We start from the raw sequence: 23,897 nt of genomic DNA on the forward strand, positions 1-23,897 counted from the left end.
CGTTGCGTCCCGGGGAAGTGAGTCCTAGAAGCCCCCTCAGATTCCGCATCCGCGAGAAGAGAAGGCCCTTGGTCGACCTGTCACAATATCTGCCGATCCTGTTGTTCCTCGGGGTCGCTCTCGCGCTTTCCAGCGCCTTCGTGTTCCTGCCCATGCTGGTCAGCCGGCTGACGGGTTCGCACAAGCCGACCGAGGCCAAGCTCAGCGAGTATGAGTGTGGCTTCCCGGCCTTCGAGGATTCGCGCAGCCAGTTCGACGTGCGCTTCTACCTCGTCGCCATCCTGTTCATCATCTTCGATCTCGAAGCGGCGTTCCTCTACCCTTGGGCCGTCTCCGTCTTCTCGCTGGGCTGGACCGCCTGGATCTCGATGATGATCTTCATCGCCGAGTTGACGCTCGGCCTCGTCTACGCCTGGAAGAAGGGAGCGCTCGAATGGGAGTAGAACTCACCCCGTCGTCGTCGCCTCTGCCGGGCAGCGGCCTGATCGGCGCGCCGCCGCCGGGAACCCTCCCGGACGTCGGCTTCCTGAACGACATCAACGCCGAGATCGGCGACAAGGGCTTCCTGGTCACGTCGACCGAGGAGTTGTTCCAATGGGCCCGCACCGGCTCGCTGTGGTGGATGACCTTCGGTCTCGCCTGCTGCGCGGTCGAGATGATCCACGTCAACATGCCGCGCTACGACATGGAGCGTTTCGGCGCCGCGCCGCGCGCGTCTCCGCGCCAGTCGGACGTGATGATCGTTGCCGGCACGCTGTGCAACAAGATGGCCCCGGCGCTGCGGCGCGTCTACGACCAGATGTCGGAGCCGAAATACGTCATCTCGATGGGCAGCTGCGCCAATGGCGGCGGCTATTACCACTACAGCTACAGCGTTGTGCGCGGTTGCGACCGGATCGTGCCGGTGGACATCTATGTCCCGGGTTGCCCGCCGACCGCCGAGGCGCTGCTTTATGGCGTGATGCAGCTCCAGCGTAAGATCCGCCGCGTCGGGACGATCGAGCGATGAGCGTGGTGAAGACCTCCGCGCCGCGCTTCGCGTCGAACGAGGGCGTGATCGAGGCGGCCAAGGCGGCGCTTGGCGATATCCTCCTCTTCTCCGAGGACAGTGTCGGCGAAGTGAACCTGGTGCTGGACCGCGCCCGCACGGTCGAGGGGCTCACGCTGCTGCGCGATACGCCGGGCCTGGAGTATCAGCAGCTCATGGAGATTGCCGGCGTCGACTATCTCGACCGCGAGGAGCGGTTCGAAGTGGTCTATTGCCTGCTCAGCCTGACGCGGAACCACCGCATCAAGGTGAAGGTGCGCACCGACGAGGAGAAGCCCGTCCCCAGCGTCACCGGCGTCTGGCCGGTCGCGGGGTGGCTCGAGCGCGAAGTGTACGACATGTACGGCGTGCTCTTCGCGGGCAATACCGACCTGCGCCGCATCCTGACCGACTATGGCTTTGTCGGCCACCCGCAGCGCAAGGACTTCCCGCTGACGGGCTATGTCGAGCTGCGCTACTCGGAAGAGGCGAAGCGCGTCGTCTATGAGCCGGTCACGCTGGCCCAGGATTTCCGCAATTTCGACTTCATGAGCCCCTGGGAAGGCGCGAAATACGTCCTGCCGGGTGATGAGAAGGCGGCTGCTCCGGTGGCCCCCGCGCCGGCCCCTGCGCCCGCGCCGGCCCCCAAGCCGCAGCCGGAGGCCAAGGGCGCGCCGACACCGCTGACCGCGGACGAGGCCGGGAAGCCCGCGCCCGCCGCCAAGGCGACCAAGGCGAAAGTGGCCAAGCCCAAGACCAGCGACAGCACCGCCGACACTGGCGCCGGCAAGTCCGGTCCCGAGGCCGGTCCGGCGCCCGCCGATCCGGACCTGGTCAAGAAACCCCGCAAGCCGCGCGCCAGGAAGGCGCCGGAGGGTGAAGCGTAATGGCTGAATATCTCGACGAGATCGAAGGTGTCACCGACGGCGGCAAGCCGGAAAAGGGCGATACCGAGATCGCGAACTACACGATCAACTTCGGTCCGCAGCACCCGGCGGCGCACGGCGTGCTGCGCCTGGTGACCGAGCTGGACGGCGAGATCATCGAGCGTATCGATCCGCATGTGGGCCTGCTCCACCGCGGCACCGAGAAGCTGATCGAGTACAAGACCTATACTCAGGCGCTGCCCTATTTCGACCGGCTCGACTATTGCTCGCCGCTGGGCATGGAGTACAGCTTCGTGCTGGCGGTGGAGAAGCTGCTCGACCTCGAGGTTCCGCTGCGCGGCCAGTATCTGCGTGTGTTCTTCGCCGAGCTGACCCGCATCTGCAATCACATGCTGAACCTCGGTTCGCACGTGATGGACGTCGGCGCGATGACGCCGAACCTGTGGATGTTCGAGTTGCGCGAAGACTGCATGAACTTCTTCGAGCGGGCTTCGGGCGCGCGCATGCACGCGAACTGGTATCGCGTCGGCGGCGTCCGGCAGGACGTGCCGCTCAAGCTGCTGACCGACATCGCCGAATGGCTCGACACGCGCCTGCCGCGCCTGTTCGGCGACGCGGTGAGCCTGGTCGCCGAGAACCGCATCTTCAAGCAGCGCAACGTCGATATCGCGGTGGTGAGCCGCGAGGACGCGGTGGCCTGGGGCTTTTCGGGCCCGATGATCCGCGGCGCGGGCATCCCCTGGGACATCCGCAGGTCGCAGCCCTATGACGTGTACGACCGTGTCGAGTTCGACATTCCCGTCGGCACGCGCGGCGACTGCTATGACCGGTTCATGGTCCGCGTCGAGGAAGTCTATCAGTCCGCGCGCATCATGAAGCAGTGCCTCCAGCAGATGCCGGAAGGCCCGGTGCTCACCCTCGACCGCAAGATCGCGCCGCCGCGGCGTGGCGAGATGAAGCAGTCGATGGAAGCGCTGATCCACCACTTCAAGCTCTTCACCGAAGGCTATCACGTGCCCGCGGGCGATGTGTATGTCGCGACGGAGAGCCCGAAGGGCGAGTTCGGCGTCTATCTGGTCTCGGACGGCACCAACAAGCCGTATCGCTGCAAGATCCGCCCGACCGCGTTCAGCCATCTCCAGGCGATGGACTTCATGTCGAAGGGCCATATGCTCGCCGACATCACCGCCATCCTGGGTGCGCTCGACATCGTGTTCGGGGAGTGCGACCGGTGAGTGCCGACCTCCGCAATTCCATTTTCGCGCTCGGTGTCGTCCTGGCGCTTGTGCTGGCGATTTGGGGTGATTCCAAGTTCGCTTGGCCTGCGGGCCTTGGTACGGCGCTGATTTTTGCGATCCTGACCTTCGCTCGCTTTCAAGTTAAGCGGCAAGCGAAGGTTCAGGCTGAGGGGAATGGCTGACATGCCCCAATCTTCCAACCGCATCGCGATCGCGCACGAGATGATCGCGCATTACAACGCGCAGGATGCCGACGCGTATGTGTCGCTGATGACCGACGGTGCCTGCGAGGCGGGCTATCGCGGCGCGGTGCTGCGCGAGGGTCGGGAAGGCGTGCGCGCCGGGCTGAAGGCGATGTTCGCCGAGTTCCCGCAGAACCGCGCCGACATCCTGAGCAGCTATGTGCTGGGCGACACCGTGGTGCTCCACGAGAAAGTCGCCCGCTCGCCCGAGAGCGAGCCCTTCGAAGTTATGTCCATCTATTCTTTCGCCGACGACCTGGTCGATCGCGTGGAGTTCATCCGTTAATGGCCGACGCACCCGAACTTCCCAACGAAGCGGAAACCCGCGCGCGCTGGGGCAATTTCGCCTGGACGGCGGAGAATGCCGTCAAGGCACAGGAAATCATGGGCCGCTATCCGGCGGGCCGGCAGCTCTCGTGCAGCATCCCCTATCTCGACCTGGCCCAGCGCCAGGTCGGCGCGGAGACGAACACCCAAGGCTGGCTGCCGATCCCGGTGATCGAGTTCGTCGCGCGCGAGCTCGGCGTGCCGTACATCCGCATCTTCGAGGTCGCGACCTTCTACACCATGTTCAACCTGGTGCCGGTCGGCCGCTATCATGTGCAGGTCTGCGGCACGACGCCGTGCATGCTGCGCGGCTCGGACGATGTGATGGCCGCCTGCAAGGCGCGCGGGCTGAAGAAGGGCCACACCACCGAGGACGGGCTGTTCACGCTCACCGAGGTCGAGTGCATGGGCAATTGCTCCTCGGCGCCGATGGTCCAGATCAACGACGACAATTACGAGGATCTGGACTATGACCGGACTCTCGTGATCCTCGACGCGCTGGCGCGGGGCGAGAGCCCCAAGACCGGCACGCAGGAGCCCGGCCGCCACACCGTGGAACCGCTCGGCGAGCCGACCAATCTGGCGGCGATGGAGACCGGGAACCACGATTATCGGGGGGAATGGTGATGAAGCCCGAGACCAAGAACCTCGTCTTCGTCATTCTCGCGATCATCGGTGGCATCGTCGTGCTCGGCTGGGCGCTGAAGATCGCCTTCAAGCTGGTCGGCATCGCGATCGTGCTCGGGCTCTGCGTGCTCGCGTATATCTTTATTCAGAACATGGTGGGGAAGGGCCGATAAATGCTCGCGGATAAGGACCGCATCTTCACCAATGTCTACGGCTTCCAGCCGTGGAACCTGCCGGCTGCCCAGCAGCGCGGCGATTGGGACAAGACCAAGGATCTGATGGCGATCGGACAGGACGCCATCATCGACAGGATCAAGGCGTCGGGCCTGCGCGGCCGTGGCGGCGCCGGCTTCCCGACCGGCATGAAGTGGAGCTTCATGCCCAAGGAACCACGCCCGGATCGGCCGAACTTCCTGGTGATCAACGCCGACGAGTCCGAGCCGGGCTCGTGCAAGGACCGCGAGATCATCCGCCACGATCCGCACAAGCTGATCGAAGGCGCGCTGGTCGCGGGCTTCGCGATGCGCGCGCGCGCGGCGTACATCTATATCCGCGGCGAATATATCCGCGAGGCCGAGACGCTCTTCGCCGCCGTGAAGGAGGCGTATGACGCCGGCCTGCTCGGCAAGAACGCGTGCAAGTCGGGCTATGATTTCGACGTGTTCGTCCATCGCGGCGCCGGCGCGTACATCTGCGGCGAAGAGACCGCGATGCTCGAGAGCCTCGAGGGCAAGAAGGGCCAGCCCCGGCTGAAGCCACCCTTCCCGGCAGGCGCGGGCCTCTATGGCTGCCCGACCACGGTGAACAATGTCGAGTCGATCGCGGTCGTCCCGACGATCCTGCGGCGCGGTCCGGAATGGTTCGCCAGCTTCGGCAACGAGAACAACAAGGGCACCAAGCTCTTCCAGATCTCGGGCCATGTGAACAAGCCGTGCGTGGTCGAAGAGGCCATGTCGATCCCGTTCCGCGAGCTGATCGAGAAACATTGCGGCGGCATTCGCGGCGGCTGGGACAACCTCCTTGCGGTGATCCCGGGCGGCTCGTCGGTGCCGCTGGTGCCGGCGGCGCAGATCATGGACTGCCCGATGGATTTCGACGGGCTGCGCGCCCTCGGCTCGGGCCTGGGCACCGCCGCCGTGATCGTGATGGACAAGTCGACCGACGTCGTCCGCGCGATCTCGCGTCTCAGCTATTTCTACAAGCATGAGAGCTGCGGCCAGTGCACGCCGTGCCGTGAAGGCACCGGCTGGATGTGGCGCGTGATGGAGCGGCTGCGCACCGGCGACGCCGACATCAGCGAGATCGACACGCTCCAGCAGGTGACCAAGCAGGTGGAAGGCCACACGATCTGCGCGCTCGGCGATGCCGCGGCGTGGCCGATCCAGGGCCTGATCCGTCATTTCCGTCCGGAGCTGGAGCGCCGGATCAACGAACGCCAGGCAGGTGCCGGCATGCAGGAGGCAGCGGAATGACCAAGGTCCTGATGATGCTTGCGGTCCCGGCGATGCTGGCGATCGTGCCGGTGGCGCATGCGCAGAATGCCGAGGGCCCGGCCGCCTTTGGCAAGTGCGCGGTCGATGCCGATCGCACGGCCGCCACCGCGCTGCTCGCGACGAAGATCGGCAGCGGGGAATCGAAGAGCGCGGCGAAGAAGCTGGCCGACAAGAACGGCGCTTGTGGCGCGATCATCGGCCGCGATCGTGGCGAGGACATCGTTCGCGGTGCGATCGCCCGGCAGGTCTATACCGAGACCTATGCGGCTGCTCCGGCGGCGCTTGCCGGCGATCCGGCGCCCTTCCAGGGCAGCGGCGATCCGAACCTGGTCCAATATGATCTCGCCCGCTGCGCCGTGACGCGCGATCCGGTCGCGGCCGATGCGCTCGTCCGCACCGGCGAAGGCTCGGCGGAAGAGCGCGCGGCGCTCCCGGCCGTGGTCACCGCGGTCGGCCGCTGCACGCCGGGCAGCGCCAAGGTGGGCTTCAGCAAGGCGCAGCTCCGCGCCGGCGTCGCCGAGGGTCTGTGGGCCTATCGCAAGGGCAGCGCCGCGCAATGAGGCGGTGCTTCGCCCTGGCTGCGGCCCTTTGCGTCCTTGGGGGCGCGAGTGCGCATGCCCAGACGCCCTGGGGCGTCGACATGGGCCAGATGTCCGCGCAGGGCAATGCGCGCCTCGATCGGCCCGTGGAAGATACGGACTGGGCGGTCAGCACGGCGGGCGAGGCGCGGCTGCACGCGCTTGCCGCCTGCGCGGTGGCGAAGGAGCCGGGCGACGCGGGCAAGGTGATCGAACAGGGCGTTCCGGGCGAGCGCCCTTCCGCGAATGTGCTGGGCCTGTTCGCCGAGGCGCATTGCGGCGCGCGCGCCGAAGAGGTCAGCGCGGGCGGCCGCTTCGTGCGCTGGGCGTTGATCGAGCAGCTCTATCTTGCCAGCCCGGCCGTGCCGGAGCCGGCCAATGCCGTGGCGGACGGCGCGACCGGCAGCCGTGCGCTCGGCGCCTGTGTGGCGGGGCGCGATCCGGTCGCGAGCGATGCATTCGTGCGCAGCGCGCGGCGCTCGCCCGCCGAGGCCGCGGCCTTCAAGCGGATCGTGCCGGCGATCAACGCCTGCGCGGGCAGGAAGAAGCTGAACCTGAGCGGCGCCGAGATCCACGGCGTGCTCGCCGAGGGACTCTACAAGATGCGCGGTTCGGCCGCGCGGGGAACGAACTAGAATGCCGAAGCTAACCGTCGACGGAATCGAAGTGGAAGTGCCTGCGGGCGCCACCGTGCTCCAGGCCTGCGAGGCCGCGGGCAAGGAGATCCCGCGCTTCTGCTATCATGAGCGGCTGTCGATCGCCGGCAATTGCCGCATGTGCCTGGTCGAGGTGAAGCCCGGGCCGCCCAAGCCCCAGGCCTCGTGCGCGCTGCCCGCCGCTGACAACCAGGAGATCCGCACGGATTCGCCGATGGTGAAGGCCGCGCGCGAAGGCGTGATGGAATTCCTGCTGATCAATCACCCGCTCGACTGCCCGATCTGCGATCAGGGCGGCGAGTGCGACCTGCAGGACCAGTCGGTCGCCTATGGCCGCGGCCATTCGCGCTACACCGAGAACAAGCGTGCGGTGACCGAGAAGTACATGGGTCCGATCATCAAGACGATCATGACCCGCTGCATCCAGTGCACCCGCTGCGTCCGCTTCGGCGAGGAAGTGGCCGGCGTGGAGGATATCGGCGCGATCTATCGCGGCGAGAACATGCAGATCACCACCTATCTGGAAAAGGCCTTCAAGAGCGAGCTTTCGGGCAACGCCGTCGACCTTTGCCCGGTGGGCGCGCTGACGCACAAGCCGGTCGCCTTCGAATATCGCTCCTGGGAGCTGAAGAAGAACCTGTCGATCGACGTGATGGACGCGGTGGGGACCAACATCCGCCTCGACAGCCGCGGCCGGCAGGTGATGCGCGTGCTTCCGCGGATCAACGAGGACGTCAACGAAGAGTGGGCGCACGACAAGACCCGCTACCATGTCGACGCGCTGGTCCGCCGCCGTCTCGACAAGCCCTATGTCCGCAAGGACGGCAAGCTGGTCGAAGCGAGCTGGGACGAAGCGTTCGACGCGATCGCCGCCGCCGCCAAGCAGGCCGGATCGAGTGTCGCGGCGATCGCCGGCGACCTGGTCGACTGCGAGACGATGTACGCGGCCAAGGCGCTGGTGAAGGCGCTCGGCTCGGACCTGCTCGAAGGTCGCCAGACTGGCCTGGCCTATGACGTGTCGAACCTCGGCTCGGTGGCGTTCAACACCACCATCGCGGGCGTGGAAGACGCGGACGCGATCCTGCTGGTCGGCTCGAACCTGCGTTTCGAGGCGCCGCTGATCAACACGCGCGTGCGCAAGGCGATCAAGAAGGGCGCCAAGGTCTTCGCGATCGGGCCCGAGACCGACCTGACCTACAAGGTCGAGTGGCTGGGCAACGACCTGTCGATCCTCGGCAAGCTGCCGGACAATGCGGCCGAGGCGATCGACGCGGCGAAGAAGCCGGTGCTGATCGTCGGCCCGGGCGCGCTCAAGGAAGGGCAGGGCGCCACGCTGGCGATGGCCTCGGCCTTCCAGCGGCCGGCCACCGAAACCGGAAGCGCATGGAACGGCTTCAACGTCGTCCACACCGCCGCCGCGCGCATGGGCGGGCTGATGCTCGGCTATGCCCGAAAGGGCGGCATCGCCGACATCGTCGCCGCGGCGCCGAAGCTCACCTTCTTCCTCGGCGCCGACGAAGTGAATTTCGAGAGCTTCAAGGACAGCTTCAAGGTCTATATCGGCCATCACGGCGATCAGGGCGCGCACCATGCCGACGTGATCCTGCCGGGCGCGACCTATGCCGAGAAGCCGGGCACCTATGTGAACCTGGAAGGCCGCGTGCAGCGCGCCGATCGCGCGGTGTTCGCCCCTGGCGACGCCCGTGAGGACTGGACGATCCTGCGCGCGCTCTCCGATCGCCTCGGCCACACGTTGCCGTTCGACAGTTTCGAGCAGCTGCGCGCCGAGATGGCGGGCGACGTGCCGGCGCTGGGCCGCGAGGGCCTGGCCGGCTACGATTTCTCGCCGCCCAAGCTGGCGGCCAAGGCCAAGGGCGCGCTCGGCTATCCGATCGCCGACTTCTATCTCACCAACGCCATCTGCCGTGCGTCGCCGACGATGCAGCGCTGCTCGGCCGAGCTGATCCACGGCGAAGACTTCGCAGAGGCCGCAGAATGACTCCGTTTTTCCAATGGCTCGGGCTGCCCTTCGAATGGGCGTGGTTCGTGGCGACCATCGTCGGCATCCTGGTCATCGCGCTGCCGCTGATGCTCGCCGTGGCGATGATCATCTATGTCGACCGCAAGATCTGGGCGGCGATGGCGCTGCGCCGCGGCCCGAACGTGGTCGGCCCGCTCGGCCTGCTCCAGTCTTTCGCGGACGGCCTGAAGGTCTTCCTGCAGGAAACGATCATTCCGTCGGGCGCCAACAAGACGCTGTTCCTGCTCGCGCCGATCATCACTTTCACGGTGGCGCTGATCGTGTGGGCGGTGGTGCCGTTCCAGGCGGGCGTGGTGCTGTCGAACATCAATGTCGGGCTGCTCTACGTGCTCGCGGCCTCGTCGCTCGGCGTCTATGGCATCATCCTGGCGGGCTGGGCGTCCAACTCGAAATATCCCTTCTACTCGGCGATCCGCGCCGCGGCGCAGATGGTGAGCTACGAAGTCTCGATCGGCTTCGTGCTGATCTCGGTCGTGCTCTGGGCCGGCACCTTCAATGTCGGCGGCATCGTCGAGGCGCAGCGGGGCTCGGCGATCTTCGGCTGGGTCAACGGCTATTTCGCCAACCCGCTGCTCTTCCCGATGGCGGTGGTGTTCTTCATCTCGTCGCTGGCCGAGACGCAGCGCGCGCCGTTCGACCTGACCGAGGCCGAGAGCGAGCTCGTCGCCGGCTATCAGACCGAATATTCGTCGATGGCCTTCGCGCTCTACTGGCTGGGCGAATATGCCAACGTCATCCTGATGTGCGCGCTGAACGCGACGCTGTTCTGGGGCGGCTATCTCCCGCCGCTGGACATCCCGGTGCTCTATTATGTGCCGGGCATCATCTGGCTGCTGCTCAAGATGTGCGTCTTCTTCTTCTGCTTCAGCTGGGTGAAGGCTACGGTGCCCAGGTACCGCTACGACCAGCTGATGCGCCTGGGCTGGAAGATCTTCCTGCCGCTGTCGCTGCTGTTCGTCTTCCTGGTCTCGGGCTGGCTGATGATCCAGCGGGTGGGGTTGCCGGTATGATCTCCGTTCGAACTGCTCTCGCGGCTGGACTTCTTGGAGTGTTTTTTGCGCCTCAATCGCGAGCGCAGGAAACTCAGATATCGGGGCCGTTTAGCGTCGCTCTATCGTGTGTCGCGACAGACAAAGCCGCTTCTCATCAAAACATTGAACTCATTTGGGGAGGCGACCAGCGCGGTACAGCAATTGCGCTGACGCTAGGATTAAACGGTAAGCCTTTGAAGTCTAAAGGTGACTTGATCATTATGGCCTTGCCTCCCAAACCTGGTGTCGGCAGTGACTCGGTATTGGTGGTAGGTAGCGTCAAGGGCTACACGGTCTCGACGGTCTATCAACGACAAGGCCTGCGGCCCGTGAGTGCGGAGGTGGAGTTGGCTTCCAAACTCTCCGCAACCGAATTTAAGTATAGCTGCACAATATCGGAGAAGGCTGGCCCTCAGGGTCAGAGCGCGCAATGAGCATCGCCCATTTCATCCGCACCTGGACTCTCTGGGAATTCGTCAAGGCGCATGCGCTGACCTTGAAGTATTTCTTCAAGCCCAAGGCAACGATCAACTATCCGTACGAGAAGAACCCGATCTCGCCCCGCTTCCGCGGCGAGCATGCGCTGCGCCGCTATCCCAATGGCGAAGAGCGCTGCATCGCGTGCAAGCTGTGCGAGGCGGTGTGCCCGGCGCTGGCGATCACGATCGAGGCCGAGCCGCGCGAGGACGGCAGCCGCCGCACCACGCGCTACGACATCGACATGACCAAGTGCATCTATTGCGGCCTGTGCCAGGAGGCCTGCCCGGTCGATGCCATCGTCGAGGGCCCGAACTTCGAGTTCGCCACCGAGAGTCGCGAGGAGCTGATCTACCAGAAGGAGAAGCTGCTCGAGAACGGCGACCGCTGGGAGCGCGCCATCGCCGCGAACCTTGCCGCCGATGCACCGTACCGTTAAGCGCACGCCAATCTACAGGGGCAACCTGATTCCGTGATCCAGCTTTTAGCCTTTTACCTGTTCGCGGCAGTCGTCATCGCCTCCGGCGCCATGACGATCCTGTCGCGCAACCCGGTCCATTCCGTCCTGTGGCTCATCCTGGCGTTCTTCAACGCCGCCGGCCTGATGGTGCTCGCCCATGCCGAGTTCATCGCGATGCTGCTCGTCATCGTTTATGTCGGCGCGGTCGCCGTGCTGTTCCTGTTCGTGGTCATGATGCTCAACATCGACTTCGCGGAGCTGCGCGCCGGGGTGATGCGCTATGCCGCGGTGGGCGTGGCGCTCGCCGTCGCGCTGGTGGCCGAGATCCTGATCGCGGTGGGTGCCTATAGCGCCGGTGCGCTCCAGCTCGGCCGCCGGGTCGCGCCGGTCGATGCCAAGGTGCCCAATATCGAGGCGATCGGCCAGCTGCTCTATTCCCGCTACCTGTTCGTGTTCGAGGGCGCCGGCCTGGTGCTGCTCGTCGCGATGATCGGCGCGATCGTGCTGACGCTGCGTCCGCGCACCGACGTCAAGCCGCAGAAGATCAGCCGCCAGGTCCAACGCCGCGCCAAGGACGCGACCCGCAACGTGAACCATCCCGTGGGGCAGGGGGTCGAGCTGTGATCACCCTTACGCATTATCTCGTCGTCAGCGCGATCCTGTTCACGCTGGGCGTGCTCGGCATCTTCATGAACCGCAAGAACCTGATCGTCATCCTGATGGCGATCGAGCTGATCCTGCTGTCCGTGAACCTCAACCTGGTGGCGTTCTCGAACGCGCTCGGCGACCTGGTGGGCCAGGTCTTTGCGATGTTCGTGCTCACCGTCGCTGCCGGCGAGGCCGCGATCGGTCTCGCCATTCTCGTTATCTACTTCCGCGGCCGCGGCACGATCTCGGTCGAAGACGTCAATCGGATGAAGGGGTGATGCGCGTGCCCAATTCCGTCATCCCGGCGAAAGCCGGGATCTCGTGCGGCTCCTGTCCCGCGCTCTCGCCTGAGGCCCCGGCGTTCGCCGGGGGGACGAGGTTCTTCTGATGTCGTCGATCCATTTCATCGTATTCCTGCCGCTGCTCGCGGCAGCCGTGGCCGGGCTTTCGAACAAGTCCTTCGGCAGCACGTTCCCCAAGGTGATCACCACGGGTTCGCTGTTTCTTGCCTGCGGGCTCAGCTGGCCGATCTTCCTCCAGTATCTCGGCGGCAATGCCGAGCCGACGATCTCGCCGGTGTTCACCTGGATGCTGAGCGGCTCGATGCAGGTCGACTGGGCGCTGCGCGTCGACAGCCTGACCGCGGTGATGCTCGTGGTGGTGACCAGCGTCTCGGCGCTCGTCCACCTCTATAGCTGGGGCTATATGAGCGAGGAGCCGGACCAGCCGCGCTTCTTCGCCTATCTCTCGCTCTTCACCTTCGCGATGCTGATGCTCGTGACCGCCAACAACCTGGTCCAGATGTTCTTCGGCTGGGAAGGCGTGGGCCTCGCCTCCTACCTGCTGATCGGCTTCTGGTTCCGCAAGCCGAGCGCCAACGCCGCCGCGATCAAGGCGTTCGTGGTCAACCGCGTCGGCGACCTGGGCTTCATGCTCGGCATCTTCGGCACCTTCCTGGTGTTCGGCACGATCGACATTCCGACGATCCTCGCCGCCGCGCCGAACATGCACGGCTCGACGATCGGCTTTCTCGGCCACCGCTTCGACACGATGACGGTACTCTGCCTGCTGCTGTTCGTCGGCGCGATGGGCAAGTCGGCGCAGCTTGGCCTGCACACCTGGCTTCCGGACGCGATGGAAGGCCCGACCCCGGTGTCGGCGCTGATCCACGCCGCGACCATGGTGACCGCCGGCGTGTTCATGGTGTGCCGCATGTCGCCGATGTTCGAGCAGAGCGCCGTCGCGCTCGGCGTGGTGACGTTCGTCGGCGCCGCGACCTGCTTCTTCGCCGCCACCGTCGGCACGACGCAGACCGACATCAAGCGCGTGATCGCCTATTCGACCTGCTCGCAGCTCGGCTACATGTTCTTCGCCGCCGGCGTCGGCGCCTATGGCGCGGCGATGTTCCACCTGTTCACGCACGCCTTCTTCAAGGCGCTGCTGTTCCTGGGTGCCGGCTCGGTGATCCATGCGATGCACCATGAGCAGGACATGCGCTTCTATGGCGGCCTGCGTAAGCACATCCCGGTCACCTTCTGGACGATGCTGTTCGGCACGCTGGCGATCACCGGCGTGGGCATTCCGGCGCTGTTCGGCAATCCGGTCGCCTTCGGCTTTGCCGGCTTCCATTCGAAGGACGCGATCATCGAGGCGAGCTATGCCGCGGGGCAGACCAGCGCCTTCTGGGTCGGCGTGCTCGTGGCGCTGCTCACCAGCTTCTACAGCTGGCGCCTGGTGTTCCTCACCTTCTACGGCAAGCCGCGCTGGGCAGGCTCGGAGCATATCCAGCACGCCGTCCATGATCATCACGGCCATGGCCATGACGCGCATCATGACAGCGAGGCGGAAGTCAGCGATCGCGCGCCGACCGCGGACGAGATCCTGCACGGCCATCATGCCGAGGGCACGGCGGGCTATCACCCGCATGAGAGCCCGGTCGTGATGCTGATCCCGCTGGTGCTGCTCACGCTGGGCGCGATCTTCGCCGGCTTCGTCTTCCACGGCGCGTTCATCGAGCCGAGCGCGGGCGAGAGCTATTGGCGCGGCGCCATCGCCTTCAACGAGCATCTGATGCACGCGATGCACGAGGTGCCGGTGTGGGTGAAGCTCAGCGCGACGATCGCGATGCTGAGCGGCCTGGCCGTCGCCTATGGCGCGTACATCGTGTCGCCGGGCTTCCCCGCGAAGTTCGCCGAGGCGTTCCGCCCGCTCTACCTCTTCTCGCTCAACAAATGGTATTTCGACGAACTCTACAACTTCCTGTTCGTGCGCCCCGCTTTCGCGATCGGCCGCCTGTTCTGGAAGCAGGGTGACGAAGCCACGATCGACCGGTTCGGCCCGAACGGTGCCGCCAGGGTCGTCCAGCTCGGCAGCTTCGGCGCTGCCCGGCTGCAATCCGGATATGTCTACGCCTATGCCTTCATCATGCTGATCGGCCTCACTGCCGCGCTGACCTGGGTGATCGCGCGATGAGCGGCTTCCCGATCCTCACCGTCATGCTGGCGGTGCCCGCGGTCGCCGCGGTCGCCTGCCTGTTCCTCAACGCGCAATCGGCGCGCTGGCTGGCGCTTGCCGCCACCTTTGTCGATCTGGCGCTCGGCATCCTGCTATGGTCGGGTTTCCAGACCGGTGACGGCGCTGCCCAGTGGCAGTTCGTCGAGCATGTCCGCCTGTTCGGCATCGGCGGCGCCGAGTTCGCCTGGGCGCTGGGCATCGACGGCTTCGCGCTGCTGCTGATCGTCCTCTCGGTCTTCCTGATGCCGATCTGCATCGGGGCGAGCTGGCTCTCGATCGAGAAGCGCGTGCCCGAATATATGGCCGCGTTCCTCGCCACCGAAGTGCTGATGATCGGCACCTTCGCGGCGCAGGACCTGATGCTGTTCTACGTCTTCTTCGAAGGCGGCCTGATCCCGATGTTCCTGATCATCGGCATCTGGGGCGGCGCCAACCGCATCTATGCGTCGTACAAGTTCTTCCTGTACACGCTGCTCGGCTCGCTGCTGATGCTGATCGCGATCCTCTACATGATCCTGACCACCGGCACGACGTCGATCCCGGCGCTGATGCAGCACGACTTCCCGGCGCATGTGCAGACATGGCTATGGCTGGCCTTCTTCGCTTCGTTCGCGGTGAAGATGCCGATGTGGCCGGTCCACACCTGGCTTCCCGACGCGCACGTGCAGGCGCCGACCGCCGGTTCGGTGATCCTGGCGGGCGTGCTGCTGAAGCTCGGCGGCTATGGCTTCCTGCGCTTCTCGCTGCCGATGTTCCCGGAGGCGTCCGCCCAGTTCATCTGGCTGGTCTTTGCCCTGTCGGCCGTCGCGGTGATCTACACCTCGCTCGTCGCGCTGGTGCAGAGCGACATGAAGAAGCTGATCGCCTATTCGTCGGTCGCGCACATGGCGATCGTCACCTTCGGCCTGTTCGCGTTCAACGCGCAGGGCATCGAGGGCGCGATGATGGTGATGCTCGGCCACGGCGTGGTCTCGGGCGCGCTCTTCCTTTGCGTCGGCGTGATCTACGACCGCCTGCACACCCGCGAGATCGGCCGATACGGCGGCCTGGCGATCAACATGCCGCGCTATGCCGTGCTGTTCCTGCTGTTCACCATGGCCTCGGTCGGCCTGCCGGGCACCAGCAACTTCATCGGCGAGTTCCTGAGCCTTGCCGGCCTCTACCAGGTCTCGACGCTCTATGCGCTGCTCGGCACCACCGGCATCATCCTGGGCGCAGCGTACATGCTGTACCTCTACCGTCGCGTCGCCTTTGGCGACCTGACCAAGGACGATGTGAAGGCGATGCCGGATCTCGATCTGCGCGAGTTCGCGATGCTCGGCGCGCTGGCCGCGGTGACGCTCTGGATGGGCGTCTATCCGGAGAGCTTCATGAAGCCGATGCGCGGCGACGTGCAGAAGCTGGTTGCCCGCCTCGAGCGTGCCGCGCCTGCCGGTGACTCGCTGCCGACCGTCGGCAAGGCCGCGCCTGCCGCCCATCACGAAGCTGCCCCTGCTGCGCACGCGCCCGAGGGCGCTCCAGCAGAAGCCTCCGCGCACGGGGAGGCGCACTAATGAACTATTCGCTGCAATTGATGATGGCGCTGCCCGAGCTGGTGCTCGCCTTGGGCGCCATCCTCCTCCTGCTCGTCGCCGCATGGGGCGGCGCCCAGTCGACCAAACTGGTCAGCTGGGCCGCGATCGCGGTGCTGATCGGCGCCGGCATCGCACTGGCCGGCCCGGCTTCGGCCGGTGGGGAGGCCTTTGGCGGCCTTTATCGTCCGGACATGTTCGCCGCCTTCGCCAAGGCGCTGATCTTCCTGGCCGCCGGCGTCTCGATCCTGATCGCCCCGCGTTTCTTCCAGCAGACTTCCGGCGACGATCTGCGTCCGGAATATCCGGTGCTGATCCTGCTCGCGGTGACAGGCATGGGCATGATGGTCTCGGCGGGCGACCTGATGAGCCTCTATGTCGGCCTCGAGCTGCAGAGCCTCTCGGCGTACATCCTCGCCAGCTTCATGCGGCGCGACACGCGCTCGGCGGAAGCTGGCCTGAAATATTTCGTCCTGGGCGCGCTGGCCTCGGGCATCCTGCTCTACGGCATCTCGCTGGTCTATGGCTTCTCGGGTACGACGCTCTTCTCGGGCATTGCCGACGCCTATGCCTCGGGCGACCAGAAGATCGGGCTGCTGTTCGGCCTGGTGTTCGTCTTCTCGGGTCTGGCCTTCAAGATGTCGGCCGTGCCGTTCCACATGTGGACGCCGGACGTCTATGAAGGCGCGCCGACCCCGGTGACCGCCTTCTTCGCCTCGGCGCCGAAGGTGGCCGCGATCGCGCTCGCCACCCGGGTGGCGATCGACGCGATGGGCCCGGCGATCGCCGACTGGCGCCAGATCGTGGTCTTCGCCGCACTGGCGTCGATCATCTTCGGTTCCGTCGCGGCGATCCGCCAGGAGAATATCAAGCGGCTGCTTGCCTATTCGTCGATCGCCAATGTCGGCTTCGCGCTGGTCGGCCTCGCCGCCGGTGGCGAGGCGGGCGTGTCCAGCGTGCTCTATTATGTCGCGATCTATGTGGTGATGACGCTGGGCAGCTTCCTGGTGGTGCTGCAGATGCGCGATCATGAGGGGCGCCCGGTCGAGACGATCTCGAGCCTGGCCGGCATGTCGCGCACGCGGCCCGGCCTCGCCGTGGCGCTGGCGATCTTCATGTTCAGCCTGGCCGGCATCCCGCCGCTGCTCGGCTTCTTCGCGAAGCTGCAGGTGTTCCTGGCGGCGGTGCATGCGGGCCTCTATGTCTTCGCCGCGGTGGCCGCCGCTGCCTCGACGATCGGCGCCTATTATTATCTCCGCATCATCAAGGTGATGTATTTCGACGAGCCGGCGCCGGCCTTTGGCGGCCGCACCGACCCGGTCGAGGGCATGCTGCTGACGGTTGCCGCCGCGGTGATCTCGCCGCTGGGCTGGCCGTTGCTCGGCTATCTCGAGGTCTGGACCGGCGCCGCCGCGAAGGCGCTGTTCTGATCGCGACCGTTCGGACCGTCGCGGAGACGGGATCGACCAATGCCGACATGGCCGAGCTCGCCCGGGGTGGGGCGAGCGAAGGCCTGTGGCTGCGGGCGGAACGGCAGAGTGCAGGCAAGGGCCGCCAGGGCCGCGCCTGGCAGTCGCCACCGGGCAATCTCTATGTGTCCACGCTGGTGCGGACGCGCCTGGGGGAGCCGGCGCCCGCAACGCTGGCGCTCGTGGCGGCCGTTGCCTTGGAAGAGACGGTCTCGACCTTCCTGTTCCCCGGCGAGGGCCGGGCCCCGGCCTCGGTGATCCAGGCTGCCGGTCCGGCCCCCGGCCAACCGATGCTGAAATGGCCGAACGATGTCCTTATCGACGGCGCGAAGCTCTCCGGCATCCTGCTCGAGCGGGTAGGGGACGCCGTGATCCTGGGCTTCGGTGTCAACCTGGCACATCACCCGGAGGACATTGACCGCAAGGCCGCCAGCCTGGCCGCGCACGGCGTTACCCCCGATCCGCAGCTCTTCGCGGAGACGCTGGCGGAGAGCTTCGCCCGCTGGGTCTCGCGCTGGCGGGAGGGGATCGCGCCGGTCCGCGAGCGCTGGCTCGCCCGCGCCCATCCGATCGGCACCGCGCTGACCGCCCGGCTCGCCGACGGCACCAGCCTCGACGGGCTGTTCGGCGGGCTCGACGGCGAAGGCGCGCTCATCCTGCGCTTGGCCGACGGCACCAGCCATGCCATTCACGCCGCAGACGTGTTCCTGCTCTGAGAGGCCCGCCATGCTGCTCGCGATCGATGCCGGCAACACCAATGTCGTCTTCGCCCTGCTCGAAGGCGGCGAGGTTCGGGCGCGCTGGCGGATCGCCACCGATCCGCGGCGCACGGCCGACGAATATGCGGTGTGGCTCAGCCAGCTGCTCAGCCTGGAGGGCTATGACCGTTCGGACGTCACCGGAGTGATCATCGGCACGGTGGTGCCCCGCGCGCTGCACAATCTGCAGGTGCTCAGCAGCAAATATTTCAAGACCGAGGCGGTGATCGCCGGGCAGGGCGAGGCCGAATGGGGCTTCCCGCTCGACGTGGAGGAGCCCCAGGGCCTGGGCGCGGACCGCGCACTCAACATGATCGCCGGCCATGCCCGCCATCCCGGCGACCTGATCATCATCGATTTCGGCACCGCCACCACGTTCGAGCTGGTTGATTATCGCGGCGCCTATAAGGGCGGGATCATCGCGCCCGGCATCAACCTGTCGCTGGATGCGCTGGTCACTGCCGCGGCCAAGCTGCCGCGCATCGCGATCACCGCGCCGCAGAGCGCCAGCGTGATCGGTCGCAACACGGTGGACCAGATGCATATCGGCATCTATTGGGGCTATGTCGCGATGATCGAGGGGCTGGTCGCGCGGATGAAGGCCGAGATCGGCCGCCCCGTGAAGGTGATCGCCACCGGCGGTCTCGCGGTGCTGTTCGAGAAGCACACGGATGTGTTCGATGCGCTCGAGGCGGATCTCACCATCCAGGGGCTGGCGATGCTGTGGGAACGCGCCAGTAGATAGCCGTCATCCCGGCAGGAGGCCGGGGTCACGTGCCGCCGGCGGTGCGTTTGCCGCCTGAGATCCCGGCTTCCGCCGGGACGACGAACAGAGCATAGGATCATCGTGACTCCAGAAAACGAACTCCTCTTCCTCGCGCTGGGCGGCTCCGGCGAGATCGGCATGAACGTCAATCTCTATGGCTGCCAGGGCAAGTGGCTGATGGTCGATTGCGGCATCACCTTCGGCAGTCCCGATTATCCGGGGATCGACGTGATCCTGCCCGACCTGCAGTTCATCGAGGAGCGGATCGACGACCTGCTCGGCATCGTCCTCACCCACGGCCATGAGGATCATATCGGCGCGCTGCCCTATCTCGCCGCCGATCTGGGCGTGCCGCTCTATGCCACGCCGTTCACCGCGGGCCTGATCCGCGGCAAGCTCGAAGAGGAAGGCATCGAGGAGAAGGTCGAGCTCAACGTCGTCGACGAGGAGGGGCCGTTCAACCTGGGGCCGTTCCGCATCACCTATACCCCGCTCGCCCATTCGATCCCCGAGGGCAATGCCGTCCTCATCGAGACGCCTCATGGCCGGGTCTTCCACACCGGCGACTGGAAGCTGGACGACGCGCCCGCGCTGGGCGGCGCCTCGACCGCGGCGGAGCTGACCGCGATCGGGGACAAGGGCGTGCTTGCGCTGGTCTGCGACAGCACCAACGTCTTCAATCCCGAAGCCTCGGGCTCGGAAGGGGATGTGCGCAAGGGGCTGGACGAAGTGATCGGTGCCGCGAAGGGCCGTGTGCTCGTCACCACCTTCGCCTCGAACGCCGCGCGCCTCCAGACGCTGGGTGAAGTGGCGCAGGACACGGGCCGCGCGCTCTGCGTCGCCGGGCGTTCGCTCGACCGCATCCTGCGCGTCGCCAGGCAGACCGGCTATCTGCGCGACTTTCCCGAGACGGTCGATTTCGACACGGCGATGACGATGCCGCGCGACAAGGTGCTGATCGTCGCCACGGGCGGGCAGGGCGAGCCGCGCGCCGCGCTCAACCGCATCGCCGAGGGCTCGCATCCGCTCAAGCTCACTGAAGGCGACCTGGTCGTCTTCTCCTCGCGCCAGATCCCCGGCAACGAGATCGCGATCGGCCGCATCATGAACACGCTGGCCGCCGCCGGTGTCGACATCATCACCGATCGCCAGGCGTTCATCCATGTCTCCGGCCATCCCGGGCGCCCCGAGCTGGCCGAGATGTACAAGTGGATCCGGCCCGAGATCATCCTGCCCGTGCACGGCGAGGTGCGTCACATGCACGAACAGTCGCGCTTCGCGCTGTCGCTGGGTGTGCCCAGGGCGATCAACCAGGTGAATGGCGAGATCTGGCGGCTTGCTCCGGACGGCCCGGAACGGGTCGGCCAGGCGCCCGCGGGCCGGCTCGTGCTCGATGGCGACATCATCCTGCCGGCGGACGGCACCACGATCAACGAGCGCCGCCGCATCTCCTTCCACGGCCAGATCAGCGCCGCGGTGGCGATCCGCCAGGGCCGGCTGGCCGGCGCGCCGCAGATCCGCCTGCAGGGCGTGCCGGTGGAGGAAGACCGCGAGGACTTCATCGCCGAGGCGTGCGAGGCCGCCGCGGAAGCGGTGAAGAAGGATGGGCGAGGCGATATCGAGAAGCTGCGCGAGGCCGTGCGCCTGGCGGTGCGCCGCGCCGCCTTCCGCTACACCGGCAAGAAGCCGATCGTCGACGTGCTGATCATCGAGGCCTGATCGCCTCCCGGCGACGATGATGGCTTTCGCTTGCGCTTCCAGGGCCCTATTACCGTGCCCATGCCCTGGAAATCCGCGCTCGCCATCTATTTCCTGTTCTGGGCCTTCTCGGTGTTCCTCGTCCTGCCTTTCGGGGTGAAGACGAGCGAGGAGGCGGGCGTGGCGCTGGTCCCCGGCCAGGCGCCGAGCGCGCCGCACGAGTTCAACGCCAGGCGGATCGCGTTCCGCACCACGATCGTGGCCACGATCTTCTTCGCGATCTTCTACCTGAACTACATCAATGGCTGGGTCACCACCGACATGCTCGACTGGTGGGCCCGGGTGCAGCCGGGGAACGCGAGTTGAACCGGCTGGCCGCCTTCGGGTTGATGCTGGCGGTATGTGCGGCGGCAATGCCCGGCAGCGCCGCCGCCGACCCGCAGCGCCGGCTGCCCCCCGGCACCCATTGGGGGCGATGCCTGCTGGTGGTATACGGCCAGACCCGTATCTCTGGGAAATGCAGCTACCGCATCGAAAGGAACAGTGAATTCCTCATCACGGGCCCGCGCCAGCTGTTCGAATTCCACACGGTGGGGGCGGTCTCCGAGGATTACTGGGCCCGAGTCTTTCCCGAGAGGAATGCCGCCAGTAACTGGACCGGCAAAGGCGGCAACTGGACCGGCTATGGCAACGACCTCATCAGCTCGGTCCATGGCAATGGCGATTGGGGCATATTGCAGCGCAAGGGCGCATGCTTCATCGGAAAGAAGGCTCGCGTCTGCCTCTGGCGCAAATAGGGCGGGCCGGCATTGGATAGCCGCCGGATAGCGGCATGGCAGCGCTTCCCTGGGTCGGGCTCATATCCCGCTGGCGTCATCCCCGCGTAAGCCGCGCCGCCGCATCGCTTGCAATGTAGGGTTTCGCATGTTGGCCTCGGCACATGCATGCCCTCCGCTCCCGCAATCCCGATACGCGCCGCGCTCAGGGAACAGGCGAGGGGCCGAAAACCGGCTCCCATGGCATGAACTTCGTAAGCTTCCGCGCTGCGGATCAGGTCCGCAGCCGCTCGATCGCCTGGGCGAGCGCGACATAGAGCTTGCCCATGTCCGACGAGAGCAGGGTCACTCCCATCGGCGATCCGTCGCGCAGCGCCAGGATCTGGCGGAGCATCCCCTCGAAATCATGGATGTAGCGATTGACGTTGTCGCGGAAATCCGCGTCGTCCTCGTAGAGCCGGTGGATGTCGCGCGTCTCGGAAGGATCGAGCAGGCGCACGGCACGACGGGTGAAGACGCCGCGATCGCCCTTCAGATAGGCCGACCAGGCGCTGTCGGTCACATCGGCCGAAAAGGCCTTGGTGATGTCGATCGAGGCCGAATTGAGCGCTTCGATCAGCAGCGAGACGCGGCGCGCGAAATTGTCGCTGTCCGAATCCTCGCGCTCCTTGCGCCCTTCGGCGATCCGCGCCTCGACCTGGGCAGTGGTGTCGGCGAGCGCGACCATCTGCTGGGTGAGCCGTTCGGAGGCGCGCGTGGCCGCGACCACGGCGGCTTCGGTCGTCTCGGCAAGATCGGCGAGCTGGCGGCGGATCGCGACATCGATCGCCCGGCGCAGCGCATCGCTCGCGGCTTCCTCGATCGCGCGCTCGGCGTGCGGCACGATGCTCGACAGCGTTTCGCGGGCATGGCTGGCGGCGGCGCTGGACGTCTCGCGGACGCTCACCAGCGCTTCGACCAGCTGCGGTGCGGCGCTCTCGGCGAAGCGGCGCGTGGTGGCGATCGTCTCGTCGACCATCGCGCCCAGCTGCTCGGCCTGCTCGCCGCCGGTGGCCAGCGTCTCGAGCAGGGAAGCCTGGGTCTTGGCCAGCGTGTCGCGCTGCTGGCCGACCACATCGGCAATGGCCTCGATCGCGTCGTGCGTGCTCTCGGCGGCGGTGACCAGGGCGAGCAGCTCCGGCTTGGAAGCGGCGACCACCTGGCGGCTTGCATTGATGCGGGCATCGAGCCGGGCAAGCGCCTCGGGCAGCGTCTCGTCGATCTCGCGGGCCGATGCATCGAGCGCGGTGAGCAGATCCTCGGACGTGCCGATCACCCGGCGCGCGGTCTCGTCGCCGGTGTCGAGCGCCACGGTCATCGCCGCGACCGAGCCATGCAGCGCGCTCATCGATGCGGCCAGGCTGCCGGTACGCTCGGTGCCGGCCGCATGCAGGTCCCCCATCGCGCGGTCGAGCCTGTCGACGCCTGACGCCAGCCCCTCGAACAGCATGTCGCCGCGGCCCTGCTCCTCGGCGAGGCGGTTGCCGATGCGGCCGATCGCTTCCTCGATGGCGGCCATGCGCGCACCCATCGCCTCGGCGCTGTCGCGGCCCGCGCGGTCGAGCGCGGCCTGGTTGGCGGAAAGCATGGCGAGGATGGCCTCGCCCTGGGTGGCGATGCCCTTGCGCGCCTCGTCCACGGCATTGGCGGCGCGGTCGAGCACGGCGTCGACCTGAGTCGACATCTCGCCGGTGACCTTTTCGAGCCGGGCGCTGGCGGTCTGGCTGGTCGCTTCCATCCGGGCGATGTGCGCGGCGAGCCGATCGGCGGCGCCGCCGGCGATCTGGTCGGCCTCGCGGCCGCGCTCGGCAAGCGCGGAAAGCTGGGTGTCGAGGGCGGCGGCCCGCTCGCCGGCGAGCAGCCCGGCGGCGTCGACCCGGTCGGACAGGCCGCGCATCTCCTCATGCGCCTTGGGCAGCGAGGCGAGGACGACGGCGACGCGGTGCTCGGCATCGGCGGCGGATTCGCCCAGATGGCGCGTGCTGGCGTCGATCGAGCGGGCGTGCTGCGCGGCACTGCCGGCGGCGCTCTCCAGCTTTTCGGAAGCGCGCTCGCCCATGGCGATCAGGATGTTGGTCTGCTCGGCAAGAGCGGCGCGATTCTCCTCGATCTTGCGCGAGAGCGTGGCGACGACCCGCTCGAGGCTGGCCGCCTCGGCGCGCATCGCGCGGGCGCTGGCGCCGAAGCGCTGCGCCTCGGCGCGGCTCGTGCGCAGGGCGAGGAGATAGAGGATGCCGACCAGGACCGGGGGAACGCAGAGCGCGGCGATCAGCTGGACGAGCCCGGCGGGCGCCATCGGCGCCGCGAAGGTGCCGCGCAGCAGCCAGCCCATCGCGCTGAACCAGCCCAGCACGGCGAGGATCGCGAGCGCGGGCAGGATCCGGGCGGCGCGACGCGGTGCTTCGTCGACCTCATCCGCTTCCTCGGGCGCTGCATCGGCGGCGGGCGCCGGCGCGATCCGCGCGGGCACCGCGGTTTCGGACAGGACCAGCTCTTCCGCGTCTTCGTTCGCGGGCAGCGGTTCGGCAGGTTTTCCCCCAATCATGACGCGCATTTACCACATTTCGGCGTCGT

At 66.6% G+C, this 23,897-nt stretch carries 25 protein-coding genes; 24 read left to right on the forward strand and 1 reads right to left on the reverse strand.

Annotated features, from left to right (window positions below; translation table 11 throughout):
• Nucleotides 1-68 precede the first annotated feature (68 nt).
• The 24 genes from ACIQCS_RS03490 (at nucleotide 69) to ACIQCS_RS03605 (ending at nucleotide 21,305) form a co-directional block, all read left to right on the forward strand.
• Nucleotides 69-443 carry an NADH-quinone oxidoreductase subunit A gene (locus tag ACIQCS_RS03490; RefSeq protein WP_086129639.1) on the forward strand — a complete coding sequence of 125 codons (375 nt, stop codon included), beginning with the start codon at nucleotides 69-71 and terminating at the stop codon, nucleotides 441-443.
• Complete coding sequence (locus ACIQCS_RS03495; protein WP_286713227.1) at nucleotides 434-1,009, forward strand: NADH-quinone oxidoreductase subunit B family protein; 576 nt, start codon at nucleotides 434-436, stop codon at nucleotides 1,007-1,009. The genes ACIQCS_RS03490 and ACIQCS_RS03495 overlap by 10 nt, the downstream gene beginning before the upstream one ends.
• A gap of 5 nt (nucleotides 1,010-1,014) precedes the next feature.
• Entirely contained in the window at nucleotides 1,015-1,914 is a 900-nt protein-coding gene (locus tag ACIQCS_RS03500) for an NADH-quinone oxidoreductase subunit C (RefSeq protein WP_345852115.1), read from the forward strand.
• The gene (locus ACIQCS_RS03505; RefSeq protein ID WP_345851913.1) at nucleotides 1,914-3,149 is read left to right on the forward strand and encodes an NADH-quinone oxidoreductase subunit D; all 1,236 of its coding nucleotides are present in this window, start codon (nucleotides 1,914-1,916) and stop codon (nucleotides 3,147-3,149) included. The genes ACIQCS_RS03500 and ACIQCS_RS03505 overlap by 1 nt, the downstream gene beginning before the upstream one ends.
• Entirely contained in the window at nucleotides 3,146-3,334 is a 189-nt protein-coding gene (locus tag ACIQCS_RS03510; RefSeq protein WP_345851914.1) for a hypothetical protein, read from the forward strand. Before ACIQCS_RS03505 ends, ACIQCS_RS03510 begins: the two co-directional genes overlap by 4 nt.
• Before the next feature lies 1 nt (nucleotide 3,335).
• Nucleotides 3,336-3,680 carry a nuclear transport factor 2 family protein gene (locus tag ACIQCS_RS03515; protein WP_345851915.1) on the forward strand — a complete coding sequence of 115 codons (345 nt, stop codon included), beginning with the start codon at nucleotides 3,336-3,338 and terminating at the stop codon, nucleotides 3,678-3,680.
• Nucleotides 3,680-4,348 carry an NAD(P)H-dependent oxidoreductase subunit E gene (locus ACIQCS_RS03520; protein WP_086129643.1) on the forward strand — a complete coding sequence of 223 codons (669 nt, stop codon included), beginning with the start codon at nucleotides 3,680-3,682 and terminating at the stop codon, nucleotides 4,346-4,348. The genes ACIQCS_RS03515 and ACIQCS_RS03520 overlap by 1 nt, the downstream gene beginning before the upstream one ends.
• Nucleotides 4,348-4,521, forward strand: a complete 174-nt coding sequence (locus tag ACIQCS_RS03525) for a hypothetical protein (RefSeq protein ID WP_345851916.1) — start codon at nucleotides 4,348-4,350, stop codon at nucleotides 4,519-4,521. The genes ACIQCS_RS03520 and ACIQCS_RS03525 overlap by 1 nt, the downstream gene beginning before the upstream one ends.
• Complete coding sequence (gene nuoF, locus ACIQCS_RS03530) at nucleotides 4,522-5,820, forward strand: NADH-quinone oxidoreductase subunit NuoF (RefSeq protein WP_345851918.1); 1,299 nt, start codon at nucleotides 4,522-4,524, stop codon at nucleotides 5,818-5,820. It abuts the gene before it with no gap.
• Nucleotides 5,817-6,401, forward strand: coding sequence for a hypothetical protein (locus ACIQCS_RS03535; protein WP_345851920.1), 585 nt, complete (start codon nucleotides 5,817-5,819; stop codon nucleotides 6,399-6,401). Before nuoF ends, ACIQCS_RS03535 begins: the two co-directional genes overlap by 4 nt.
• Before the next feature lie 80 nt (nucleotides 6,402-6,481).
• Nucleotides 6,482-7,054 (forward strand): hypothetical protein, encoded by a 573-nt coding sequence (locus ACIQCS_RS03540; RefSeq protein ID WP_345851921.1) that lies wholly within the window; start codon nucleotides 6,482-6,484, stop codon nucleotides 7,052-7,054.
• A 1-nt stretch (nucleotide 7,055) separates the two neighbouring features.
• Nucleotides 7,056-9,074: an NADH-quinone oxidoreductase subunit NuoG gene (gene nuoG, locus ACIQCS_RS03545; protein WP_345851923.1), complete on the forward strand. Its 2,019-nt coding sequence runs from the start codon at nucleotides 7,056-7,058 to the stop codon at nucleotides 9,072-9,074.
• Nucleotides 9,071-10,126, forward strand: coding sequence for an NADH-quinone oxidoreductase subunit NuoH (gene nuoH, locus ACIQCS_RS03550; protein ID WP_345851924.1), 1,056 nt, complete (start codon nucleotides 9,071-9,073; stop codon nucleotides 10,124-10,126). Before nuoG ends, nuoH begins: the two co-directional genes overlap by 4 nt.
• 451 nt (nucleotides 10,127-10,577) lie before the next feature.
• On the forward strand, nucleotides 10,578-11,063 hold the full coding sequence (gene nuoI / locus ACIQCS_RS03555) for an NADH-quinone oxidoreductase subunit NuoI (RefSeq protein WP_345851925.1): 486 nt from the start codon (nucleotides 10,578-10,580) through the stop codon (nucleotides 11,061-11,063).
• Nucleotides 11,064-11,096: 33 nt separating this feature from the next.
• Nucleotides 11,097-11,708: an NADH-quinone oxidoreductase subunit J gene (locus ACIQCS_RS03560; RefSeq protein ID WP_345851926.1), complete on the forward strand. Its 612-nt coding sequence runs from the start codon at nucleotides 11,097-11,099 to the stop codon at nucleotides 11,706-11,708.
• On the forward strand, nucleotides 11,705-12,010 hold the full coding sequence (gene nuoK / locus ACIQCS_RS03565; RefSeq protein WP_086129652.1) for an NADH-quinone oxidoreductase subunit NuoK: 306 nt from the start codon (nucleotides 11,705-11,707) through the stop codon (nucleotides 12,008-12,010). Before ACIQCS_RS03560 ends, nuoK begins: the two co-directional genes overlap by 4 nt.
• A gap of 109 nt (nucleotides 12,011-12,119) precedes the next feature.
• Entirely contained in the window at nucleotides 12,120-14,204 is a 2,085-nt protein-coding gene (nuoL, locus tag ACIQCS_RS03570) for an NADH-quinone oxidoreductase subunit L (protein ID WP_345851928.1), read from the forward strand.
• Nucleotides 14,201-15,799, forward strand: a complete 1,599-nt coding sequence (locus tag ACIQCS_RS03575; RefSeq protein ID WP_345851929.1) for an NADH-quinone oxidoreductase subunit M — start codon at nucleotides 14,201-14,203, stop codon at nucleotides 15,797-15,799. Before nuoL ends, ACIQCS_RS03575 begins: the two co-directional genes overlap by 4 nt.
• Nucleotides 15,799-17,247 carry an NADH-quinone oxidoreductase subunit NuoN gene (gene nuoN / locus ACIQCS_RS03580; protein ID WP_345851930.1) on the forward strand — a complete coding sequence of 483 codons (1,449 nt, stop codon included), beginning with the start codon at nucleotides 15,799-15,801 and terminating at the stop codon, nucleotides 17,245-17,247. The genes ACIQCS_RS03575 and nuoN overlap by 1 nt, the downstream gene beginning before the upstream one ends.
• Nucleotides 17,248-17,294: 47 nt before the next feature.
• Nucleotides 17,295-18,002 (forward strand): biotin--[acetyl-CoA-carboxylase] ligase, encoded by a 708-nt coding sequence (locus ACIQCS_RS03585; RefSeq protein ID WP_345851932.1) that lies wholly within the window; start codon nucleotides 17,295-17,297, stop codon nucleotides 18,000-18,002.
• 10 nt (nucleotides 18,003-18,012) lie between these two features.
• Nucleotides 18,013-18,789, forward strand: coding sequence for a type III pantothenate kinase (locus ACIQCS_RS03590; protein WP_345851933.1), 777 nt, complete (start codon nucleotides 18,013-18,015; stop codon nucleotides 18,787-18,789).
• A gap of 102 nt (nucleotides 18,790-18,891) precedes the next feature.
• Nucleotides 18,892-20,529 carry a ribonuclease J gene (locus ACIQCS_RS03595; RefSeq protein ID WP_345851934.1) on the forward strand — a complete coding sequence of 546 codons (1,638 nt, stop codon included), beginning with the start codon at nucleotides 18,892-18,894 and terminating at the stop codon, nucleotides 20,527-20,529.
• 60 nt (nucleotides 20,530-20,589) lie between these two features.
• Nucleotides 20,590-20,874: a DUF1467 family protein gene (locus tag ACIQCS_RS03600; RefSeq protein WP_345851935.1), complete on the forward strand. Its 285-nt coding sequence runs from the start codon at nucleotides 20,590-20,592 to the stop codon at nucleotides 20,872-20,874.
• Nucleotides 20,871-21,305 carry a hypothetical protein gene (locus tag ACIQCS_RS03605; protein ID WP_345851936.1) on the forward strand — a complete coding sequence of 145 codons (435 nt, stop codon included), beginning with the start codon at nucleotides 20,871-20,873 and terminating at the stop codon, nucleotides 21,303-21,305. The genes ACIQCS_RS03600 and ACIQCS_RS03605 overlap by 4 nt, the downstream gene beginning before the upstream one ends.
• 253 nt (nucleotides 21,306-21,558) lie before the next feature.
• Here ACIQCS_RS03605 and ACIQCS_RS03610 read toward each other — a convergent pair whose 3' ends face one another.
• Nucleotides 21,559-23,877 (reverse strand): hypothetical protein, encoded by a 2,319-nt coding sequence (locus ACIQCS_RS03610; RefSeq protein WP_401530071.1) that lies wholly within the window; start codon nucleotides 23,875-23,877, stop codon nucleotides 21,559-21,561.
• Nucleotides 23,878-23,897 lie beyond the last annotated feature (20 nt).

The organism is Sphingomonas sp. NPDC092440 (assembly GCF_044754985.1).
Classification (GTDB): Bacteria; Pseudomonadota; Alphaproteobacteria; order Sphingomonadales; family Sphingomonadaceae; genus Sphingomonas.

Bases quoted from the DNA above. Each gene is read 5' to 3' on its own strand.
- ACIQCS_RS03495 (WP_286713227.1), top strand. From the start codon at position 434: ATGGGAGTAGAACTCACCCCGTCGTCGTCGCCTCTGCCGGGCAGCGGC.
- ACIQCS_RS03505 (WP_345851913.1), top strand. From the start codon at position 1,914: ATGGCTGAATATCTCGACGAGATCGAAGGTGTCACCGACGGCGGCAAG.
- ACIQCS_RS03515 (WP_345851915.1), top strand. From the start codon at position 3,336: ATGCCCCAATCTTCCAACCGCATCGCGATCGCGCACGAGATGATCGCG.
- ACIQCS_RS03520 (WP_086129643.1), top strand. From the start codon at position 3,680: ATGGCCGACGCACCCGAACTTCCCAACGAAGCGGAAACCCGCGCGCGC.
- ACIQCS_RS03525 (WP_345851916.1), top strand. From the start codon at position 4,348: ATGAAGCCCGAGACCAAGAACCTCGTCTTCGTCATTCTCGCGATCATC.
- nuoF (WP_345851918.1), top strand. From the start codon at position 4,522: ATGCTCGCGGATAAGGACCGCATCTTCACCAATGTCTACGGCTTCCAG.
- ACIQCS_RS03535 (WP_345851920.1), top strand. From the start codon at position 5,817: ATGACCAAGGTCCTGATGATGCTTGCGGTCCCGGCGATGCTGGCGATC.
- ACIQCS_RS03540 (WP_345851921.1), top strand. From the start codon at position 6,482: ATGGGCCAGATGTCCGCGCAGGGCAATGCGCGCCTCGATCGGCCCGTG.
- nuoG (WP_345851923.1), top strand. From the start codon at position 7,056: ATGCCGAAGCTAACCGTCGACGGAATCGAAGTGGAAGTGCCTGCGGGC.
- nuoH (WP_345851924.1), top strand. From the start codon at position 9,071: ATGACTCCGTTTTTCCAATGGCTCGGGCTGCCCTTCGAATGGGCGTGG.
- nuoI (WP_345851925.1), top strand. From the start codon at position 10,578: ATGAGCATCGCCCATTTCATCCGCACCTGGACTCTCTGGGAATTCGTC.
- nuoL (WP_345851928.1), top strand. From the start codon at position 12,120: ATGTCGTCGATCCATTTCATCGTATTCCTGCCGCTGCTCGCGGCAGCC.
- ACIQCS_RS03575 (WP_345851929.1), top strand. From the start codon at position 14,201: ATGAGCGGCTTCCCGATCCTCACCGTCATGCTGGCGGTGCCCGCGGTC.
- nuoN (WP_345851930.1), top strand. From the start codon at position 15,799: ATGAACTATTCGCTGCAATTGATGATGGCGCTGCCCGAGCTGGTGCTC.
- ACIQCS_RS03585 (WP_345851932.1), top strand. From the start codon at position 17,295: ATGGCCGAGCTCGCCCGGGGTGGGGCGAGCGAAGGCCTGTGGCTGCGG.
- ACIQCS_RS03590 (WP_345851933.1), top strand. From the start codon at position 18,013: ATGCTGCTCGCGATCGATGCCGGCAACACCAATGTCGTCTTCGCCCTG.
- ACIQCS_RS03600 (WP_345851935.1), top strand. From the start codon at position 20,590: ATGCCCTGGAAATCCGCGCTCGCCATCTATTTCCTGTTCTGGGCCTTC.
- ACIQCS_RS03610 (WP_401530071.1), bottom strand. From the start codon at position 23,877: ATGCGCGTCATGATTGGGGGAAAACCTGCCGAACCGCTGCCCGCGAAC.